The following is a 19,503-nucleotide window of genomic DNA, read 5'->3' as shown; positions in this document are numbered from 1 at the left end:
CCGGTTCGCACCAATTTTCCGGGCAAACCTAGCTTTCTGTTGGTTATTTATCCTACTGGTGGTACAGGCGGCATGAATTTTTTATGCTCCCTTTTTAACTCAAGATTTCGAATTGTTTTGCTAACCTCTTCCGGTACATTGCCCGATATTATATATTCATCTAAATCCCGATAACGAATACCCATTTCCTCTTCATCACAGTGGCCAAACCATAACCCCGCGGAAGGAGCCTTATCAATAATCCTTTGAGGAACTCCCAATTCCTTTGCCAACTCTTTGACTTCCGATTTAATTAAATTTGCTAAGGGAAGAATATCAGCCCCGCCATCGCCATATTTTGTATAGTGTCCCACCACCATCTCAGCCTTATTAGTGGTACCTACCACTAAATAATTGTAACGATTGGAATAATAATATAGCGTTGTCATTCTTAATCTAGGCTTGATGTTTACAATGGATAAATCACAGTCATGGATATCATAATCTTGTCCAGTCAGTCTTTCAATGAACCAATCAAAGGGATCACTTAGATCAACTTCTTGATAGGGTACAGATAGTGTATTAGCTAGAAGTTTAGCATCTTCTGCATCATGCGGGTTACTATAACAGGGCATGATGACACCCAGAACATTGTCCGGAAAAGCCCTTTTACATAGAGCGGCAACACAGGCAGAATCAATTCCACCACTTAGACCAACAACTGCCCCCTGGGCACCAGCCTTTTCTATCTGCTCTTTTACCCATAGCGTCAGTTTTTCCGCCAAGTCCTTCATTATTAGACAAGCCCCCCTAGGCCAATTATAACTTCATGATATCATAGCTTAACCTAAGGCGCAAATGAAAAGAAAATGGAGAAATTCTTCACAATTCATGAATTTATCATCCTTGAATAATAGTCAGTATTGCCGCACTAGTGTAACAATTTTCACTAGTGATTATAGTATTACTATTTTTTCTCTTATGTGCAATTATCTGACGTTAATCAATCAATAAAAAGTATTTTTAATTGACAATATAATATTTGCAAGACTATAATATATTCAGAATCTTTGACAATTATTAAAAATTTAGTCAGTACCACCATTTTTTTGATTTAGTAAATACCTCTTTACCATTTCTTGATATCCGGTTGAAAAGTTTAAAATCGTTTTATTCTATCGTTAATTGACTAAATAGATAGATTTTTGTATCAATTAAAATTACGCTATTAATAGTTTTGTTTATTATTTTTTTGTAGTATTTAGTGACAAATGACACATTTATCATTTTTCACTGAAAAGAGGTGATTTTTAAAGTAATTTATTTCGTTTAGATCAAGCAATGGATTTTTGTTTCTACACCAAAGGGGGGTTTATGATGGACAATCAAGATATAAAATTACTAAAAGTACAGAAAATTATTGACTCACACGAAGGTAAATCTTCTCATTTAATTGGCATCTTACAAGAAACCCAGGCCGAATACGGTTATTTACCCAAAGAAGTATTAACCTACATAGCAACCTCTATGGGGATCTCCCCTGCCACTATACTGGGCGTGGCCACCTTTTATGCCCAATTCTCTTTAATTCCCAAGGGAAAATACGTCATTCGTGTGTGTGATGGTACCGCTTGTCACGTGCGTGGTTCCGAACCCATTAATATGGCCATCCGAAAAGAATTGAGCCTTGCTGCAGACAAGCCAACCACAGATGATTTGATGTTTACCCTGGAAATAGTATCCTGCTTAGGGGCTTGTGGTTTAGCCCCTGTTGTAGTTGTAGATGATGAAGTTCATGGCCAAATGACACCGGATGGTATTCTTGAAGCGATAAAAAAATTGGCACCCGCTGCCAGTGAAAATTAAGGGGGGACTAGTGATGCTTATTAAAACCCATGCTGATTTAAAACAACTAAGACAAAAGGTTAGGACCGCCCTGGAACAAGAAAAGATGCGCATCTTAGTCTGTGCTGGCACAGGTTGTGTGGCCAACGGCTCCTTAAAGGTCTATGAAGCACTAAAAAGAAAAGTCGAGGAACAGGGCTTATTAACAAGCGTGGAACTGGTTGAGGAAGTTAGCCATGAGGGAATTGCCGTAAATATCAGCGGTTGCCACGGTTTCTGCCAAATGGGTCCCCTGGTCCGCTTTGAACCTTCCGGACTGTTGTATTGTAAAGTTAAGGTAGATGATGTTGAGGAAATCGTTAACACTTCTATTGTAAATGATGGCGTTGTTGAACGCTTATTATATGAAGACCCCAAAACAGGGGAAAAAATTAAAACCCAGGATGAGAACCCTTTTTATAAAAGTCAGGTTCGTGTCACTTTGAGATATTGCGGTCGTTTGGATCCCGATGATATTTATGACTATATCGCCCACAGGGGTTATCGAGCCATCAGTACGGTCTTACAAGAAAAGAGCCCCCAGGATATTATCAATGAAGTAATGGAATCCGGACTCCGCGGCAGGGGCGGCGGCGGCTTCCCCACCGGACGCAAGTGGTCCTTCGCAGCTTCTCAGCCAGGTCCTAAAAAATACATTATCTGCAATGGCGATGAAGGTGACCCGGGTGCCTTTATGGATCGTTCCGTTATGGAGGGCAATCCCCACTCGGTTTTAGAAGGCATGATGCTTGCCGGCTACGCCATCGGAGCCGATGAAGGTTATATTTATGCCCGGGCGGAATATCCCTTAGCCATTAAGCGTATGCGCAAGGCCATCGCCGATGCCGAAGCCCATGGCTTGTTAGGAAATAACATTTTAGGCAGTGGCTTTAATTTTAAAATTAATATCAAGGAAGGTGCAGGTGCCTTCGTTTGCGGTGAAGAAACTGCCCTCATTGCCTCTATCGAAGGTGAACGTGGTATGCCTCGCCCCCGCCCCCCCTTCCCGGCTGTTAAAGGGCTATGGGGTTGCCCAACCATTATTAATAACGTAGAAACCTTAGCAAACCTTCGCTTCATCATCAATAATGGTGCCGCCTTATTTAAAAGTTATGGTACGGCACAAAGTTCTGGGACCAAAACCTTTGCCCTGGCCGGTCAGGTACAAAACACCGGTCTGGTGGAAGTACCAATGGGTGTCACCCTGCGCGAAGTGGTCTTTGACATCGGCGGTGGTCTGCGGGATGGTAAAAAATATAAATCCGTACAAATTGGCGGACCCTCCGGCGGTTGCTTGACGGAAGATAAATTAGACATCGCCCTTGATTATGATGAACTAATGAAGGCAGGAGCCATGATCGGGTCCGGCGGACTGGTTGTGATGGGTGATGATACCTGTATGGTAGAAACAGCCAAGTTCTTTATGGGCTTTGTACAAAACGAATCCTGCGGTAAATGTGTGCCTTGTCGTGAAGGAACCAAACAACTTCTGGCCCTGTTAACTAAGATTACCGAGGGTAAAGGAACCGAGGCCGACCTCGACTTGTTAGAGGAATTGGCCCAAAACGTTAAGAACGGTTCATTATGCGGTCTTGGCAAAACCGCCCCCAACCCGGTTCTTACCACTCTCCGTTACTTCCGTGACGAGTATTTGGCTCACGTACGTGATAAGAAATGTCCTGCCGGTGCCTGTCAGGCCTTAAAAGAATACTACATTGATCCTGATAAATGTAAGGGCTGTACTGTCTGCTCCCGAGTCTGCCCCGCTGGTGCCATTACCGGAGATAAGAAACAACCGCATGTTATTAATACAGAATTATGTCTAAAGTGTGGCGCCTGCATGGAAAAATGCAAATTCGGTTCTATCGAGATCAGGTAGCCGGTATCTGAGAAAGGGTGTGACGTGATGAGTGGAAAAATTACCATTAATGGTCAAATAATCGATTTCACAGACGAAAAAAATATTTTAGCCGTTGCTAAAAAAGCAGGTATCAATATCCCTACCCTCTGCTACCACCCCGAATTAACGGTGGCAGGAGCATGTCGCTTATGTGTGGTAGAGATAGAAAAAATGGGGATTCAAACCTCTTGCTCCACTGCACCAATGGACGGCATGGTTGTCTTCACCAATTCCGAAAAGGTAAATAAAGTCCGCAAAATGGTTCTTGAGCTGCTTCTGGCAAACCATGACCGGGAATGCACAACCTGTGAATCCAGTGGGGCCTGTAAGCTGCAACAATACGCCAGTGATTACGGCATTAAGAGGTTACGGTATCCTAATCGTACGATTGTGGCACCAGTGGATACATCCAGCCCCTCCATTATTAGGGACCCCAATAAGTGCATTTTATGTGGCCTATGTGTACGGGTTTGCAAGGAAAAACAAGGCATTGGCGTATGGGACTTTAAGAACCGTGGTTCCCGTACAGAAATCGTGTCTGGGATGGACCAGTCCCTCTCTGAATCGGCCTGTATTAACTGTGGCCAGTGCATCGCCGTTTGCCCCTGCGGCGCCTTGACTTCTAACTCTTCAGCCATCGATGAGGTTTGGGCCGCCCTGCGCGATCCTAATAAAACCGTGGTTTGCCAAATCGCACCTGCCCCCAGGGCAGCTTTAGGGGAAGAATTCAACCTTGGGTCCATCGAGGTAACGGGTAAAATTATCTCCGCCCTACGTAAACTGGGCTTTGCTAAGGTATTTGATACGGTCTTTACAGCGGATATGACAACCATCGAAGAATCCAACGAATTTTTAACCAGGCTGGTAAAGGGTGAAAACCTACCCCTCTTTACTTCCTGTTGTCCCGGCTGGGTAAAATACGCTGAACAGTTCCATCCCGAATTATTAAATAATTTATCCAGTTGTCGCTCTCCACAACAGATGTTTGGCTCTGTGCTGAAGAAAAAATATGCTAAAGAACTGGGAATTGCTCCCCAGGATATGTATGTTGTTTCCATCATGCCCTGTACAGCTAAAAAGTACGAAGCCAAGCGACCGGAATTTACCACAGATGGCTCTTACGATGTGGATGCTGTACTAACAACCGTGGAAGCCGCCAGAATGTTTAGGGAAGCCGGTATCCTCTTTGAGGCTCTGGAAGATGCCGCCTTTGATCAGCCAATGCAGCAAGGCACCGGCTCCGGTGTGTTGTTTGGTGCCACCGGCGGTGTAATGGAATCGGTCATTCGTTATGTAGCCGGTAAATTACTGAATGCGGATGGCAGAATTGACATCGATTTTACCCGGGGCATGAATGACACCAAAATTGCCAGTATCAATGTCGGTGACAATAAGCTAACGCTAGCCGTGGTTAATGGACTTGCCGCCGCAGAAGAGTTAATTCAAAAGATTAAAACCGGAGAACTTAATATTCAGGCTGTAGAAGTTATGGCTTGCCCAGGCGGTTGTGTAGGCGGCGGCGGTCAGCCCTGCCAAAATGATTCGGAACACCGTCAGGCCAGAGCCAAAGAAATTTATCAAATCGATGCAAAACTAGAATTGCACAAGGCCCAGGACAACGAAGATCTTAACCATATCTTTGAGAAATACTGGGGTGGTTGCTGCAACCATGAGACACACCAGGAACTTCATACCCATTATCATCCCAAAAAGCGTATTGCCGGTAATGAAATTACCCTGCAGGATGCTGATGGACCGGAAATAACCGTGTGTCTTGGCGAAGGCTGCATCAAAAAAGGTTCCCTTTCTGTTATTGAAAAATTAGCTGGCTTACCGATCAAAATAAAAGGTGCCTTTTGCCTGGAAAACTGCGGTGATGGGGTATCCATTAAAGTAAACAACAACATTATGAATGTCAGCCCCGAGAATGTCCTTAACTCGATCAAACTTTAAATATGAATAAACAAAAAGAAATGTCGCGAAACTACTTTGTAGCTAGCGACATTTCTTTTTGTTAAATGCTGCAATTGTTAGGGGGAGCGGCATACTTTCTGCGTTTAAAATATACATATAAAACTAAGATAAACTAAGACCGGTTGTCGAAATATTATTAATTAAGTTGGCTTAAAAGTACTTGACGCTTACGAACAAACTGGAGTAGAATAAACCTAAATTATAATTTTTTGAATATTTTTAATGTTTTAATAAGTATCACTAGACACACTTTAATGTATTTTTTGTCATGTCAATGACATTTTTAAAAAAAAGAAAGTTATAGAATATTTAGTAATGGAGGTGTGACAGTTGGTCTTACAACAACTAGTCAACGGGCAGATCATTATCACAGCTATTGCCAATAACTCCATCACCAATGAAATTAGCATAAATATGCCAGATATGCCAACTTTTGAACCCTGTGTTGACGCCTATGATCAATATATCTTCTTAACTTCAGGGCTTACTAAGGATTTTACTCCCCTTTTTGACCATTATGGTCAACCGATTTTCGCTTAATGCCACTCCCTTTGTAGCGTTTTTTTGTAAAATTTCAAAAATACTGTGTATTAATCCTATGCATGACGGATTAATCTTTCTTTGTTCTCATAAGTATTATTTGGAGGGTGGTGATATCGAACCAAGCAATTCTATCAACTATTAAACAATAACAGAAGCGCAAATCAAAAATACGCTTCCGACGAAAGGAGGAACCAAACATGGGTGCAGAATGCAAATGCAACTGTAATCAAGAAGGTAAATTAGATGCACTGTTTGCCCAATATAAGGGCAATCCCAATGGACTTATTGTGGTAATGGCAGGTATTCAGGAAATACACGGCTACCTACCCAAAGATATCTTAGTTAAAGCTGCAGAAGAGTTAGGGGTGCCTCTCAGCGATGTATACGGAGTTGCAACCTTTTATGCAGCTTTCAGTCTACGTCCCAGAGGAAGACATTCCGTTAACCTCTGTCTTGGCACAGCCTGTTACGTTAAAGGAGCACCTGAGGTTCAGGTAATGTTGGAAAAAGAAATGGGTATTAAGGCTGGTAATACAACTGAGGATCGCCGTTTTAGTTTGGATTTAGTAAGGTGCTTAGGGGCCTGCGGCATTGCCCCCGTAATGACAGTTAATGGGGAAGTTTTCCCTCGGATGACTGCTGAAAAAGTTTCTGAAGTATTAGCAAAATATGAATAATACCTCCAGGGAGGTGAAATATATGAATTTTACAGAGCTCGAATTATTAAGAGCAACTGCTAAAGAAACAATAAAATTACGCTTGGGTGAAGAACCCTCCGACAACTACAAATATCATGTGTTAGTTTGCGGTGGTACTGGATGTATTTCCATTGGCTGCAAAAATACACTGGAATCTCTCCAGGAAGCCATTACGAAAAATAACCTACAAGACCAGGTTAAAGTTGTGGTTACCGGTTGTATGGGTACCTGCGAAATGGGGCCAGTGATTACAGTATTTCCAGATGGGTATTACTACTGCCGGGTACAACCGGAAGATGCGGATGACATTGTATCCACTCATTTAATGGGCGGCAAAGTTGTTGAAAGACTTTGTTATCATGCTGCCGATGGTTCCATTCAACCACGCAAAAATGATATGACTTTCTTCAAAAAACAAAAACGCAACGCCCTAAGGAATTGTGGCTTAATCAACCAAACATCCATTGAAGAATACATAGCAATGGATGGCTATAAAGCTTTGGCTAAAGCGCTTAAGCAAATGACCCCCCAACAGGTCGTCGATGAGGTTAAAAAGTCCGGTTTACGGGGTCGTGGTGGTGCTGGTTTCCCCACCGGTGTAAAATGGCAATTTGTTTTGGATCAGCAGTCTGATCAAAAGTATATTGTTTGCAACGGTGACGAAGGTGACCCGGGTGCCTTTATGGATCGCTCGGTATTAGAGGATGACCCCTATTCCGTAATTGAAGCCATGACCGTTGGCGGTTATGCTGTGGGTGCAAGTAAAGGATTTGCCTATATTCGCTTGGAATATCCACGGGCCATTGACCACTTTAATAAAGCTTTAGAACGGTCCAGAGAAATTGGCTTACTAGGCAACAATATTTTGGGGACAGACTTTTGTTTCGATATTGAGATTCGTGTGGGTGCCGGAGCCTTTGTCTGCGGCGAAGAGACTGCCCTGCTAGCTTCCATCGAAGGTCGTCGTGGTGAACCACGTCCACGTCCTCCCTTCCCCGCTGTCTCTGGTCTCTTTAATAAACCTACCATCATTAATAACGTAGAATCCTGGGCCAGCATTTGCCCCATTATCGTAAATGGTGCTGAATGGTATGCCTCCATGGGTACCGAAAAGAGTAAAGGTACCAAAGTATTTACCTTGGCAGGCAAAATTACCAATACTGGCTTAGTGGAAATTCCCTTGGGCCTGACCCTGCGTGAAATGGTTGAGGATATTGGTGGCGGCGTTCCGGATGGAAAAGCTTTCAAAGCAGCTCAAACCGGAGGACCTTCCGGCGGCTGTATCCCTGCAGCTTACCTGGATACCCCCATTGATTATGAAAACTTAGCAGCCCTAGGTTCCATCGTAGGTTCCGGCGGCATGATTATCGTTGATGAAGAAACCTGTATGGTCGACTTGGCTAAATTTTATCTTGGTTTTACCCAAGATGAGTCTTGCGGCAAATGTACCCCTTGCCGTATTGGTACCAAAAGAATGCTAGAAATACTCGAGCGCATTACCAAGGGTCTAGGCAAGGAAGAAGATTTAGATTTATTAGTTGAACTGGCTAATTCTGTCAAGGCTTCTGCCCTATGCGGATTAGGCCAAACTGCACCAAACCCCATTCTTAGTACTTTGCGTTATTTCCGTGATGAGTTTGAGGCACATATTAAGGATAAAACCTGCCCGGCTGGCGTTTGCAAAATGCCCCGCAAAGGCCTAAAATCCTAGAGGATAGGAGGGAAAAGGCATGGCAACCGTAACACTAACTATTGACAATGTAAAACTTGAAGTTGAACAGGGTTCAACGATTCTCGATGCCGCCAAAAAAATCGGCATTAATATACCCACCCTTTGCTATATGAAAGAAATTAATGTCATCGGAGCCTGTCGTATTTGCGTGGTAGAAGTTCAAGGTGCCCGGGCCCTCCAGGCTGCCTGTGTTACCCCAGTGACAGAGGGAATGGTTGTAAAAACTAATTCCGCCGTCGTTAGGGCTTCACGCAAAATGACACTGGAGCTAATTCAGTCCAACCACCCACAGGAGTGCAATACCTGCCTGCGCAACAATAACTGTGAGTTACAAGCTCTTTCCGAAGCAATGGGACTTAAAGAGGTACGCTTTGTAAGACCGGCCCAAAGCCACAAAAAAGATGATATTGATAACTCCTCACCATCCATCGTGCGCGACCCAAGAAAATGTATCCTATGCCGCCGCTGTGTGGCCGTCTGTGAAAAGGTACAGGGAATTAAATGCATCAGTACCATTAACCGTGGTTTTGAAACCATCGTAGCCCCTCCCTTTAACCAGGGACTAAATGATGTAAACTGTGCCATGTGCGGCCAATGCACCTTGGTTTGCCCCACCGGCGCCATTACCGAAGTGGATGATACCGGAAAAGTATGGCGTGCCTTGGATGACTCCACTAAGCATGTGGTTGTTCAAACTGCCCCAGCCGTTCGGGTAGCTATCGCCGAAGAATTTGGTATGGAACCTGGTACCGTCAGCACTGGTAAACTGGTGGCGGCCCTGCGTCGTTTAGGCTTTGACAGTGTTATGGATACTGACTTTACTGCAGACCTTACCATCATCGAAGAAGGTAATGAATTTATTAAGCGTGTGACTGAAGGCGGCGTACTGCCCATGATTACTTCTTGCAGTCCCGGTTGGATCAAATACATCGAAATGTATTATCCTGACCTGTTAGCACACCTTTCAACCTGTAAATCACCTCAGCAGATGTTTGGTGCTTTGGCAAAATCCTTCTATGCTGAGAAAAAGGGTATTGACCCTGCCACGATCTATAGTGTATCCATTATGCCCTGTACCGCTAAAAAGTTTGAGGCAGGACGTGACGAACTCAAGGATAGCGGTTACCAAGATGTTGATGTTGTCCTTACCACCCGTGAGCTTGGCCGTATGCTTCGTGAGATCGGTGTTGATTGGGAAAGTCTCGCCGAAGAAGAATACGATGCTCCGATGGGTCTTTCCACAGGTGCAGCAGTTATCTTTGGTGCCACTGGCGGCGTAATGGAAGCTGCAGTCCGTACCGTATACGAAGTTCTTACCAAGGAAGCGATGCCTAATATAAATCTAACTCCGGTACGTGGTATGGAAGGTATTAAGGAAGCTACCCTCAAAGTTGGCGACCTAGATGTTAAAGTTGCAGTTGCCCATACTTTAGGTAACGCACGTAAACTTTTGGATAAGATACGTGCCGGCGAAGCTGACTATCATTTCATCGAAATTATGTGCTGTCCCGGCGGTTGTATCGGTGGTGGCGGGCAACCCATCCCCACGAACCTCGAAGTACGCCTCAAGCGTATCGCCGGCATCTATAAGGCTGATGAAGAACTACCTATTCGTAAATCCCACGAAAACCCCGCCATTAAGGCCGTCTATGAAGAGTTTTTAGTAGAACCACTGGGCGAAAAGTCACACAAACTCCTGCATACCCACTATGTGCCCCGTGGTGTTTACCGGAAACCAGAAGGCCTGCCGGATAGGATTCCCTCTGAGGATCATCATTAGAAACTAGTTTTATGATAACCCGACAGCAAGTCGGGTTATCATCTTCCTTAATTATCAGAATTAACTGATATATATTGCAATTTGCGTGCCAAATATAAAGTGGAATCATTCGTGATAATTTGTTCTATTTTATGCCTTGATTCAGCAATAAGCGTTCCAGATATTATCACTGTTCCATTGTGGGGCAGATTAGCAAAGCGAATGATTCGTACATTCAAAAAGGGAATGCCGCTTACTATTGCGGCATTCCCTTTTCATTTCACTATCAGAATTATAAGCTTTTAGGGATGATCGTACTAAGAAAAATGAACCCTTTCTTGTTTTTCAAGAATTGACTTTATCACTTCCAGTTTTTTACGCTCGTTAATCAATTCCGGTAACCGCCTAAAGGCTAACTTCATTAATGAAAGGTCATCGGTTAAAGAGTCTGCCTGAGAACTTCCAATTAATTCGGGATTGTCCCGCAGTATTCTCCGAAACTGGTCTAAATTGTAACAGCCCATAAAAATTATGGCCATAATCGCTTGATCGAAAGCCTTGTCCCCGGTTAATCTTATTTTAAGGGGAATTTGTTCAAATAATTTTTCTGGTTCGACATAGTCAAACAACCCCTGATTTTCCATCCATTCCTGCACCGTCCACTGTTTGCTTTCATTTAATCCGTGACAGCGGGATTTTTCAAAGGCTATACCATATAGGTCCTTGCCCCTTACTTCCACTGGTGCCATCCGACAGGACCAAGGGCGGGCTTTATAGACCTGGCAACCATAATCGGTAATAAAGGGGCAAACCAGGTTGTCCTCCCTCATTTTAAGAATAACCACCGGAAAACCTGACCCAGGGGCACTCAGAACATGGGTATGTTTTTCTAGAAATTCCTCAGAATCCATTCCTAAACATTGCTTTAAACGTAATACGTCATAAGGTGTTAAAAAGATATTGATATCTTTACAGCATTGTTTAAAACAAGCCAGTCCCTCATGACAGGAAAAATTAAACGTGTCTGTGGACCTTAGATTTTTGCTCATACCCTGACTCCTTCTCATTGCTTGTTACTTTTATAACAATCATATCATAGTTAGTTGGCCAATCGCCACCCTGAAAATAACATCCGTTTCATTATAAAGTCCAAAGCCCATGGCTCATGGCCACTAAGCAAAAAATTAACAACTCATTTATCCGGTTGTCACTACTTCTTGCTTTGGCTCCCTGGTACCAAAAACAGCAGACCCGAGAATTAACAATCCACCAACAGCCTGCCATAATCCCATTGGTTCATTTAATAAAAGTGTGCTGAAAAGCACCGCAGAGATAGGGTCTAGGTAACTAAGTAAGGCAGCATTTTGTGCCTTCATATCCTTTAGGCCCGAAAAATAAAGCAAATAAGCCAAACCGGTATGTACTACACCTAAAATCAGAACATATTTGATATCCCCCTGGACCATCTGAAAATTATTCCTTGCAGCAACCACAGGCAGTAATACCAGGGCTGCAGTTGCCAATTGCACAAAGGTCATTTGAAAGCCATCAATATCCTTCATGCGTTTGTTTAACAATACAATCCCGGCATAAAATACGGCGGCAATTAGCCCGTAGGTAATTCCCAAGCTATGATTATACATTGTATTCGCATGGTTTGCTTGCTGGCTTAAAATAAGAAACAAACCCGCCATACCACCGAATACGGATAGGATCTTAGTAACTGACAGTTTCTCCTTCAGTACGATGGGTGATATTAAAACAATCAAAACCGGTGCTAAATAATAGGTTAAGGTTGCATTGGAGATTGTGGTATAACGGTAGGCTTGGAACAACATGATCCAATTAAAACCAATGGCAACGCCAGACAAGGCTAATATTGGCAGGTTCTTACGGATGCTTTGCAGGTTTTTGTTTTTAATAACAATAAATACTAACGATAGCACCAGCGTAGCAATCACTGCTCGATAAAAGGCTGCTTCTAACGAAGGCAAATGAATATGCCTTACAAAAACCCCCAAACTCCCCCAGATAATCATTGCTGAAGTAATTTTTAGTACAGCTGGCATTTTGTTCACTCCCGAGATAGCTATGAGCCTATCTTCCCAAAATCCCCCCCTGTGTCGTTATCAGGGCAGGTGGTACATCTCCGACGATGATATTTTGGGCTAAAGGCACCTTGGTACTAACCTTAAATACCTCTTTATATAATGGTATCGCAATTTGGAATTCCGAGCTGAGATCCAACCATATTAAATGCCTGGTTTGATTAATGCCAGCCCCTTCAAACTTATCGATAACGTCTACCCGCACAATACCCAGAGGAATCATTTTTACATTAAAATCCGGGCCAAGGGCAGCCAACAAATGAATTCCCAATAGTTGGCCCAGGGGAATATGAATGCTTTCACTATCCATTTTTTTCAGGGAATCTTGTATCATTAGGGTTATTTCATTGGAAACTCTGTTAATCCTAATTGTATCCGCCTGTACGAGAACAATTTTTCCCTGTTCATCCTTGTGAATTTGAATTAAATCCTGATAACTTAGTTGTTGGCTGGCTAAATTATCCATGACGGCTTGATTCATTATTTCCGTTGCCATATGGATCGCTTTTACTCTGGCAATGGTAAAAAGGGTTGGTTGAAGTAGACGGTCCACATAGAAAATTATAGCTGGAAGACATAGAATAACAAGCAAGATAACTATTTTACCGGATACTTGTCTTTTTCTCTTAAACAATGCTTTCACCCCCACATTAATCTATATGTGGAGGTGAAATAAAAGGTGTTAGCCTGTATATTTTTTAATAAAAAATATTGTAAGACTCGTTTAACAATTTAGGCTTTTACTCATCTTATGAACTCACCTGTCTAAAAATTGTTTCCCCTACGTAAAACATATTATAATTTAAACAAATCCTATTAATTATACCAAAGCTAACATTAGGTGGCAAGAAATCAAAATAATCTACAATATCTTTCCCTATGTATGTTATAATTCTGTTATCATAGCCCTTTATTTTTCTCAAAGGAGGTCATTTTTTTTGGCTAAGCGAAAAAGCCGGAGACTTAGACCCGGACGCTTAATTTTACTAATAACACTCTTATGCCTTATTATTGGCGGCATTGCATCACTAAGCTATTTTGCCTATGCAATGTCAGACATGCCTGCCTTTAACCCCCAAGCCCTTGAAAATATGGTCCCCACCTCTATCTACGATAAAGATGGGAATCTGGCAACTAGGATAGGTACAGAGAACCGAGAACCGATAAAACTTGATGAAGTACCTACATCCGTAAAGGATGCTGTTTTGGCCATAGAAGACGATCGTTTCTATGATCATCATGGTATAAACTTTCGAAGTTTTGGTCGAGCTTTGTTTAGAAACGTAGCTGCCGGTGGAATTCGCGAAGGGTTTAGTACAATTACCATGCAGTTAGTTAAACTATCTTACTTATCTCCGGAGCAAAGTTTCAAAAGAAAAATGCAGGAAGTCGTACTAACGCTGCAAATGGAAAGACATTTTACCAAAGATGAAATATTTGAAATGTATCTCAATAAAATATATTTTGGTCAAGGAGCCTATGGTATTCAGTCCGCAGCCCAAACATACCTTGGTAAGGATCTAAAAACGGATGATATTACGTTGGAAGAGGCTGCCTTCTTAGCAGGTCTGCCCCAGGCACCTTCATCCTATTCACGTTATCTTGACTCAGGAAAATCAGTGGACAACCTGGATGACAGTAAGTCTTCCGAACAAGATATAAAACAACTTGAAGAAAAGCACCAAAAGGATTATGACTTAACCTTAAACCGCCGTAATATTGTTCTGCAAAGAATGAAAGATACAGGTAAGATTACAGAGGACCATCGTCAAACGGCGGAATCTAAGTCACTGCCTGATAGCACTAAAATGCAAGCAGCGAAATATCCTTATCCTTACTTTATCGACTACGTGACAGAAAAATTGATTCAAAATTACGGACCAGACATGGTTTACAAAGGTGGTTTAAAAGTATATACCACCCTCGATCCTAAAATACAAAAGATGGCAGAAATGGCCTTGGCCAATGCCAATAACTTTCCTAATTACCCGGCAGATAAAAACGGTCTGCCACAACCCCAGGGTGCTGCGGTATTTATGGAACCAGGCACAGGTTATTTAAGGGCCATTGTGGGTGGACGGGAGCATACCTATCAAAGGTCCCTCAACAGGGCCACCCAATATCAAGTTTTGGACAATGGCAGTAAGATTGGTCGTCAACCTGGGTCTTCCATTAAGCCTATTGTGGCCTATGGGCCGGCCATTGAATATAAAGGTATGGGTCCTGCTTCCATTGTTGATGATATCCCAACCTCCTTTGGCAGCTACAGTCCAAAAAACTCAGGCGGTGGCTTCCGAGGCCTAATTACCCTGCGACAAGCTCTAACCAGTTCAGTAAATATTGCAGCAGTTAAACTCTTAAATACCGTTGGCATTCAGCAATCTGTCAAGTTTGCCCAGGGGCTAGGCATAACGACCCTGGATGCTAACCGGGACGGTCTTGCTATGGCCTTGGGTGGGGTTAGCAATGGGGTTGTGCCACTGGATATGGCAGGTGCCTACGGTGCCTTTGCCAACCAGGGTATTTACGTCAAACCCCATGCGATTATCAAAGTTGAGCGTTTTGATGGAACCATTTTGGATGAATTCAAACCAGAACGTAGTCAAGCCATGAAGCCCACCACTGCCTATCTGGTTACAGACATGATGGTTTCTGCTGTTCGATCCGGTACCGGCAGCCGGGCCAATCTTGGTGCCAGACCGGTGGCAGGTAAAACCGGTACCACCGATGAGGGAAAAGATATTTGGTTTGTTGGTTATACTCCTGAGTTAGTTGGAGCTGTGTGGGTGGGTCATGATTTGCCGCAAAAAATGCCCCAGGCCTTTGGTGGTATTTATCCAGCCATGATTTGGCGTGAGGTTATGAATAAGGCCCTGGCTGATGTGCCGGTACGCTCTTTTACAAAACCTTCTGGTATCGTAACGGCAACTGTGGACAGTAAATCCGGACTTTTACCTGGGCCCCATACTCCCTCTGACCATTTGGTTTCGGATATGTTTGCCCAGGGAACAGTACCCACCGAAGTGGATAATTTGCATCAGGTCATGGATGTCTGCGCAACCACTGGTTTGTTGCCAAATGACTACTGTATTGATCGTATTACAAAGGTTGTTGTTAAAACACCCTACTCTGTTCCCGCAGGAGTGGCGGACTTTGCCCTAAGGGCACCAACAACCACTTGTACGCTGCATACAGAAAATGGTATAGACCCTGCCGCTGCAGAAAAATATAAATTAATTCTTCCTGAAACCCCTGACGAAGAGAATAACCAAGAAAATCAGGGCAATCAAGGAAATGGGGGTAATCAGGGTGAATCGAATGGCAGAGAACCTGCCCAAAATAATGGTGAAAACTGGTTGCCAGGAACCACTGGTGCTATAGAAAAAAATATTAAAAATACCTATGAAAAAGCAGCCAGAGTAAAGGATCATAATTGGCAAGATTTTGCCTGGAACTAATAAAAAACCCCACTGGTATTCGTCCGCCAAGGATACCAGTGGGGTTTTTTTATATCGAAAAACAGCGAATTTTCCAAAATGCATAAGGTCAAACATCTAAGTCATTGCATAGACTAATTAGCAAATAATACATGTGTGAAAGGCTGTGCAACGATGAATAATGTTATGAATGCCTGCGCCTATATTTATGGCGGACCACTGGCACCTGAAATAAGGGGAATGGTGTATTTTCAAGCTGTTCCAGGTGGCACTTGGGTTACCGCAGAGGTTTGGTGCCTCCCCCCTTATCAACCGGCTCAAAACGGTAATGACCCCATTGGTCCCCATGGTTTTCACATTCACCAATGTGGCTCCTGTCAAGTCGGCAATCCCAGCGACCCCTTTCAGGCTGCAGGTGGGCATTGGAATCCCACAAATCAGCCTCACGGTAACCATGCTGGGGATTTTCCCGTATTATTTTCCAATAATGGCTATGCCAAGATGTGTTTCTTCACCAATAAATTTTCAGTTTCCCAGGTTGTCGGAAAGTCGGTAATTATTCATCAAAACCCAGACGATTATCGCACTCAACCAGCAGGCAATGCCGGGAAACGCTTGGCCTGTGGTGTAGTCATTCAGGTATAAAAAAGTCTCGCTTACCCCGAAAATAGATTGGTCTTGCCTGTGCGTGTCGGCCTACGCTTGTTTTTTCGCAAATCCTGTACCTTTTCCCAACCAAGCCCTCTTAAAATAGAGAACAACGGCTTTGATTTCCTCAAAACCGCTGTTCAATGGTAATATATTTTTATGGCACAGTTACCCTCCGCCGAATAACGGCTTTTTCTTTTTCCGCTTATGCGGCGGTAAAGTTTGCCATATTTTCTATTTTAACCTCGATCCAACTTTTCCGAAAAATTATTTACGATTTCAAAGTAATGCTTTTTACTGCCATTACTTTGTTAATCTCAATTATAGAATCAACATATCATTTTCATCAAATCTAAACTCTGGACCATATGCGACTTCCCAATAATAACCATCCGGATCAGAAAAATATGCGTGATACCCACCCCAAAAAACTTCCTGCGGCTCCTTAGCAATTTTCGCTCCAGCTTTTCTTGCTAAATCAATGATTCGCTGTACTTCATCCTTGCTTTTTACATTGTGAGCAAGTGTAATGCCTGAAAATCCAGTGCGAATTGCAGGTGGGTTGTTATCATCAATATCTTTAGCTAATAAATCAAGTGGATAAAGTTCTAATTTTAATCCGCCAGATGTATCAAAAAAGATTACGGGAGGATCATAGCGAGTTTCTTTTGTCTGAAAACCCAATCCATCTTTATAAAAGCGAATGGATCTCTCCATGTTCTGTACACCTAAACATACAACCGTTATTCTGTTCATTTAATTGTCCTCCTTATTTTTGTCTATCCTCTTTTTCGGTCTTGGTTCGGGTAATGCCTTACAGGTTGCGGTTGCCAACCTGCAAAGAAGTTCTTTATCCTCAAGCTCTGTAATTAGAAAGCTCGGTTTTGCTCCTTCATAGGGGGAAGCCATTTCTGGATTTCGTAATACTTCTCGACCCTTATCAGTAATTTTGACAAAAAGCTGATTATCACAGACAGAAGCAAAAAACTTTCCGTTGCAGTAAAGCCCATATTCCCCAAACATTTTTTTATAGGTAATTGTCCCGGCACCACTAAGCTGCTCCGCAACATATTTTGTAAACTCCTCGCTTGAAGCCATTTTTATCCCTCCCTCTATCTACTTATTCGGACAGAAAAAGTAAAAAACAAGTGTATCGCTCCTTGTGAACGATACGCTTGTTTCAGACATTTTACTTGGCAGTGCCATTAACAGTTTAAGCTTTTATACTGTCTTATGACGGACTGCCTTTCTGCGGGACTCTTTTATGCTATCATAAATATTGGCTTTTCGAATACTTTATTTTTTTAAGGCTGCTTCCCAATAATCATGGATAATACTTTGGCCATAGGTCGTACCTGGTACAGCCCAACGGGCGTTAAGACCTTGCCAGGTAGGAGCAATGCCCTTGGTTACTAAACTATACCTGGGGTCTACCAAGACCTTACCCTCGGGCAGCGGTTTCTTGGTGGCATAGACATATAAGTGTTGGATATGCGCCTCTACCCCGGCCTCTGGGGAGACAAAGATCGCCCCATGAACACCTGCTTCAAAGCGGATAAATGCTGGGTCTGCACCATTGAAGGATTCCTGCCCGGTACAGGGACTGCCAGTGGCTCCTAGGCCACAGTAGTTGTTTTGCCAGGGTTGAACATCTCCGGTAAACTGCCAGTAATGGGTTTCCTTAGCTGCCTGACAAAAGGCTAAATCCCCACGGACACCATACTCCTCACCGATCTTGATATAAAGCTCGGCCAAATCAGGGATGGGTACAAACTCACGATTAAGCTGCGCCATTTTAGCTTGCATTCTCGGAGTTTCTTCAGCAATCCAAGACTTCAGTTGCTTTGCAGTGGCGATGGAGGGGCCTAAAATGGATAGTTCTGCGGTGTTTATCTTTGTACCATCTGGAAGCTTAATGGTTGAACCATATTTTTTTATCTGATCCAGATAGGTTTTAAGCTGTTTTAGTTGTTCTGGACTCAGTACGGCAGTATCCGTATTTAGTAAATCTCTAGAATTAATCACATTACCATTCATCATTTTTAAATTTGTTTGGTAGCTAGCTAATTCCTTAAGCATTTCAATATCTGACTGGGAAGGTTCCGGATAACTGTTATCTGGTTTTTCTGCGGGTGGTTTTTCCACTGGTGGTTTTTCTACGGGTGGCTTAACCACGGAAGCAGGTTTTTTTATTTCTACTGTTTTACTTTTTTGTTGCCATTGAACTTCACATCCCAAGGCTTCCCCAATAACCCGAAAGGGTACCATGGTGCGATTTTTGTCGGTGAGAAAGGGTAAGCCTTCTGCCTCCGATACCTTTAAAACTTTACCATCCACAATAATTTCAATGGCTTTTGCTTTATCCGCAGACCGCTCGGGAACAACCGTAGAAGTTGCTTTGTCCGTGAGTATGACCACCTGTCTAGATCCTGGCAGCCACTGAACCGTGGTGCCAAGGTTCTCACTAATCACCCTTAAAGGCACAAAGGTTCTGCCATTTATTAAAGCGGCAGGTTGGTCACCAGCGGGAATCACAACCGGGGTGTTGTCAATTACAATATTTGCTTCATTTGATGCCTTGGCATCCGGGGGCAAGCTAAAAAAAGCAAGCAAACCAGCGCAGCAAAGGGCTGCAAAAGTCCTTTGGAGATTGGTTAAACGGCGAATCTTAAATCATCCTTTCATGTAAAATTATGTCTCATAAAGTAATTGGCTAATTAAGTGAAATAACCTTCTTATATCACCGAACTAATTGCTATTAATATCCTGAAAAATATTCCTGGCCCATGCGCCGTGGCCCTTGGGCTTTTTCAGCCGTCAGCTATGTTTCCTGAATGCTAA

General features: G+C 43.1%; 16 protein-coding genes. 9 read left to right on the top strand and 7 right to left on the bottom strand.

The genetic code is table 11. The annotated features are described in order from the left end of the window. Positions 1-47: 47 nt before the first annotated feature. A complete protein-coding gene (gene nadE, locus AC1U9Z_RS09465) occupies positions 48-773 on the bottom strand; it encodes an NAD(+) synthase (RefSeq protein ID WP_333530913.1) in 726 nt (241 codons plus the stop codon). A gap of 583 nt (positions 774-1,356) precedes the next feature. Between nadE and AC1U9Z_RS09460 the strand changes: the two genes are divergently transcribed. From AC1U9Z_RS09460 to AC1U9Z_RS09430, 7 genes are all read left to right on the top strand, one after another. After that, on the top strand, positions 1,357-1,845 hold the full coding sequence (locus tag AC1U9Z_RS09460; protein ID WP_479957251.1) for a complex I 24 kDa subunit family protein: 489 nt from the start codon (positions 1,357-1,359) through the stop codon (positions 1,843-1,845). A gap of 13 nt (positions 1,846-1,858) precedes the next feature. After that, positions 1,859-3,742 carry an NADH-ubiquinone oxidoreductase-F iron-sulfur binding region domain-containing protein gene (locus AC1U9Z_RS09455; protein WP_479957250.1) on the top strand — a complete coding sequence of 628 codons (1,884 nt, stop codon included), beginning with the start codon at positions 1,859-1,861 and terminating at the stop codon, positions 3,740-3,742. A gap of 27 nt (positions 3,743-3,769) precedes the next feature. Further along, on the top strand, positions 3,770-5,716 hold the full coding sequence (locus AC1U9Z_RS09450) for a [FeFe] hydrogenase, group A (RefSeq protein ID WP_479957249.1): 1,947 nt from the start codon (positions 3,770-3,772) through the stop codon (positions 5,714-5,716). A 351-nt stretch (positions 5,717-6,067) separates the two neighbouring features. Next, positions 6,068-6,277: a hypothetical protein gene (locus AC1U9Z_RS09445; RefSeq protein ID WP_333529524.1), complete on the top strand. Its 210-nt coding sequence runs from the start codon at positions 6,068-6,070 to the stop codon at positions 6,275-6,277. Between the two features lie 200 nt (positions 6,278-6,477). Next, entirely contained in the window at positions 6,478-6,957 is a 480-nt protein-coding gene (locus AC1U9Z_RS09440) for an NADH-quinone oxidoreductase subunit NuoE family protein (RefSeq protein ID WP_479957248.1), read from the top strand. 22 nt (positions 6,958-6,979) lie between these two features. Then, the gene (locus AC1U9Z_RS09435; RefSeq protein WP_479957247.1) at positions 6,980-8,689 is read left to right on the top strand and encodes an NADH-ubiquinone oxidoreductase-F iron-sulfur binding region domain-containing protein; all 1,710 of its coding nucleotides are present in this window, start codon (positions 6,980-6,982) and stop codon (positions 8,687-8,689) included. Positions 8,690-8,708: 19 nt separating this feature from the next. After that, the gene (locus AC1U9Z_RS09430) at positions 8,709-10,490 is read left to right on the top strand and encodes an NADH-dependent [FeFe] hydrogenase, group A6 (protein WP_333529521.1); all 1,782 of its coding nucleotides are present in this window, start codon (positions 8,709-8,711) and stop codon (positions 10,488-10,490) included. A 296-nt stretch (positions 10,491-10,786) separates the two neighbouring features. On the opposite strand, the gene AC1U9Z_RS09425 is transcribed toward AC1U9Z_RS09430, so the two are convergent. From AC1U9Z_RS09425 to yunB, 3 genes are all read right to left on the bottom strand, one after another. Continuing rightward, positions 10,787-11,518, bottom strand: a complete 732-nt coding sequence (locus tag AC1U9Z_RS09425) for a YkgJ family cysteine cluster protein (RefSeq protein ID WP_479957246.1) — start codon at positions 11,516-11,518, stop codon at positions 10,787-10,789. A gap of 147 nt (positions 11,519-11,665) precedes the next feature. Next, positions 11,666-12,538: a DMT family transporter gene (locus AC1U9Z_RS09420; RefSeq protein ID WP_479957245.1), complete on the bottom strand. Its 873-nt coding sequence runs from the start codon at positions 12,536-12,538 to the stop codon at positions 11,666-11,668. A gap of 28 nt (positions 12,539-12,566) precedes the next feature. Then, a complete protein-coding gene (gene yunB, locus AC1U9Z_RS09415) occupies positions 12,567-13,220 on the bottom strand; it encodes a sporulation protein YunB (RefSeq protein ID WP_479957244.1) in 654 nt (217 codons plus the stop codon). Positions 13,221-13,515: 295 nt separating this feature from the next. On the opposite strand from yunB, the gene AC1U9Z_RS09410 reads away from it, so the two are divergent. Together AC1U9Z_RS09410 and AC1U9Z_RS09405 are read left to right on the top strand one after the other, a co-directional pair. Next, positions 13,516-16,035 (top strand): transglycosylase domain-containing protein, encoded by a 2,520-nt coding sequence (locus AC1U9Z_RS09410; RefSeq protein ID WP_479957241.1) that lies wholly within the window; start codon positions 13,516-13,518, stop codon positions 16,033-16,035. A gap of 153 nt (positions 16,036-16,188) precedes the next feature. Next, complete coding sequence (locus tag AC1U9Z_RS09405) at positions 16,189-16,659, top strand: superoxide dismutase family protein (RefSeq protein ID WP_333529516.1); 471 nt, start codon at positions 16,189-16,191, stop codon at positions 16,657-16,659. Positions 16,660-16,983: 324 nt separating this feature from the next. Here AC1U9Z_RS09405 and AC1U9Z_RS09400 read toward each other — a convergent pair whose 3' ends face one another. The 3 genes from AC1U9Z_RS09400 to AC1U9Z_RS09390 form a co-directional block, all read right to left on the bottom strand. Continuing rightward, the gene (locus AC1U9Z_RS09400) at positions 16,984-17,418 is read right to left on the bottom strand and encodes a VOC family protein (RefSeq protein ID WP_333529515.1); all 435 of its coding nucleotides are present in this window, start codon (positions 17,416-17,418) and stop codon (positions 16,984-16,986) included. Next, a complete protein-coding gene (locus AC1U9Z_RS09395; RefSeq protein WP_333529514.1) occupies positions 17,419-17,760 on the bottom strand; it encodes a TfoX/Sxy family protein in 342 nt (113 codons plus the stop codon). A 198-nt stretch (positions 17,761-17,958) separates the two neighbouring features. Beyond that, positions 17,959-19,275, bottom strand: a complete 1,317-nt coding sequence (locus tag AC1U9Z_RS09390) for a stalk domain-containing protein (protein WP_479957238.1) — start codon at positions 19,273-19,275, stop codon at positions 17,959-17,961. Positions 19,276-19,503 lie beyond the last annotated feature (228 nt).

Source organism: Desulfotomaculum sp. (assembly GCF_982386235.1).
Note: the sequence above shows the minus strand (reverse complement) of the source record. Positions and strands in the feature narration are given on the sequence as shown.

What these genes read in the sequence shown, in the direction of transcription:
- nadE (WP_333530913.1), bottom strand. Translation starts at nt 773, where the DNA reads ATGAAGGACTTGGCGGAAAAACTGACGCTATGGGTAAAAGAGCAGATA.
- AC1U9Z_RS09460 (WP_479957251.1), top strand. Translation starts at nt 1,357, where the DNA reads ATGGACAATCAAGATATAAAATTACTAAAAGTACAGAAAATTATTGAC.
- AC1U9Z_RS09455 (WP_479957250.1), top strand. Translation starts at nt 1,859, where the DNA reads ATGCTTATTAAAACCCATGCTGATTTAAAACAACTAAGACAAAAGGTT.
- AC1U9Z_RS09450 (WP_479957249.1), top strand. Translation starts at nt 3,770, where the DNA reads ATGAGTGGAAAAATTACCATTAATGGTCAAATAATCGATTTCACAGAC.
- AC1U9Z_RS09440 (WP_479957248.1), top strand. Translation starts at nt 6,478, where the DNA reads ATGGGTGCAGAATGCAAATGCAACTGTAATCAAGAAGGTAAATTAGAT.
- AC1U9Z_RS09435 (WP_479957247.1), top strand. Translation starts at nt 6,980, where the DNA reads ATGAATTTTACAGAGCTCGAATTATTAAGAGCAACTGCTAAAGAAACA.
- AC1U9Z_RS09430 (WP_333529521.1), top strand. Translation starts at nt 8,709, where the DNA reads ATGGCAACCGTAACACTAACTATTGACAATGTAAAACTTGAAGTTGAA.
- AC1U9Z_RS09425 (WP_479957246.1), bottom strand. Translation starts at nt 11,518, where the DNA reads ATGAGCAAAAATCTAAGGTCCACAGACACGTTTAATTTTTCCTGTCAT.
- AC1U9Z_RS09420 (WP_479957245.1), bottom strand. Translation starts at nt 12,538, where the DNA reads ATGCCAGCTGTACTAAAAATTACTTCAGCAATGATTATCTGGGGGAGT.
- AC1U9Z_RS09405 (WP_333529516.1), top strand. Translation starts at nt 16,189, where the DNA reads ATGAATAATGTTATGAATGCCTGCGCCTATATTTATGGCGGACCACTG.
- AC1U9Z_RS09400 (WP_333529515.1), bottom strand. Translation starts at nt 17,418, where the DNA reads ATGAACAGAATAACGGTTGTATGTTTAGGTGTACAGAACATGGAGAGA.
- AC1U9Z_RS09395 (WP_333529514.1), bottom strand. Translation starts at nt 17,760, where the DNA reads ATGGCTTCAAGCGAGGAGTTTACAAAATATGTTGCGGAGCAGCTTAGT.